This window comes from Acidisphaera sp. L21 (genome assembly GCF_009765685.1).
Classification (GTDB): domain Bacteria; phylum Pseudomonadota; class Alphaproteobacteria; order Acetobacterales; family Acetobacteraceae; genus LMUY01.
In genome coordinates this window covers 1-850 of the sequence record NZ_LMUY01000157.1, presented here as the reverse complement: position 1 = coordinate 850, position 850 = coordinate 1, and the positions used below count along the sequence as shown (strand labels likewise).

Here is an 850-nt window from a genome sequence, read left to right as displayed (position 1 = left end):
CTGGTTGGCCCGCGCCAAGGCGAGCCGGGCGTCAGTCAGGTCACATTCCACAAGTTGCGACTTCTGGAGCGAGGCGTCATCCAGCGACGCCCGCTTGAGGTCGTTGCGGATCAGGCTAGCCTGGGTAAGGGTTGCCCCTTCTAGGCAGACCCCCTCGAGGGCGCTGAGCGCCAAGCGCAGACGATCCCCGGCTATCCGCGCTAGGTTGGCGCCAGGCAGCTTGCACCGCAGCAGGGAGGCGCTGCTCAGATCCGCTTGGCATAGATCGGCGCCCGCTGCCGCGCAGTCAGTGAGGCGCGCGCCTGTCCAGTTCGTGCCAGCGGCGGTCGTGTCACCGAGGTCCGTCTTATCCAACCGGGTCCCGCTGAAATCCGCGCCGCGTAGGTCCGCCCCGCGTAGGTCGCACGCCATGAGCCGACTGCCTGTGAAAGCGACACCCGCCAGCGGCAGGCCGCGCAGGTCAAGCCCGTCCAGCAATACGCCCGCCAGCCCGGCATGCTGGGCCAGTCGGAGGCTTACCCCGGCCAGGTCCAGCGGCCTGGGAGGCGGCAGCGTCACGGTGGAAAACCCGCCGCCTGAGCAAGGAAGCTGCCGCGGAACGATGCCCCCTCCAGCACCGCGTCCAGCAGGCCAGCGGCATATAGGTTAGAGGATTCCACGACCGCGTCCGTCAGGTCGGCCCGTCCGAGGGAAGCGCGGAGCAGATTGGCGTTGGTCAGCCGGGCGCCCGCGAGCTGCGCGTCATCCAGGTTCGCGGATTGCAAGTGGGCGCGGTCGAGGTTGGCGCCGCGCAGGTCTGCCTCTGGGAACAGCGCCTCCGTTAGCACCGCGCGGCTGAAATCAGCGCCCC

General features: G+C 69.1%; 2 protein-coding genes. Both read right to left on the bottom strand.

Annotation, left to right across the window (positions count from 1 at the left end; genetic code table 11):
* On the bottom strand, positions 1–558 hold a 558-nt coding region (locus tag GSQ76_RS30340), incomplete at its 3' end, for a pentapeptide repeat-containing protein (protein WP_174247427.1).
* Positions 555–850: pentapeptide repeat-containing protein (locus tag GSQ76_RS30335; protein ID WP_174247426.1), on the bottom strand; the 296-nt coding region annotated here is incomplete at its 5' end. The genes GSQ76_RS30340 and GSQ76_RS30335, both read right to left, overlap by 4 nt.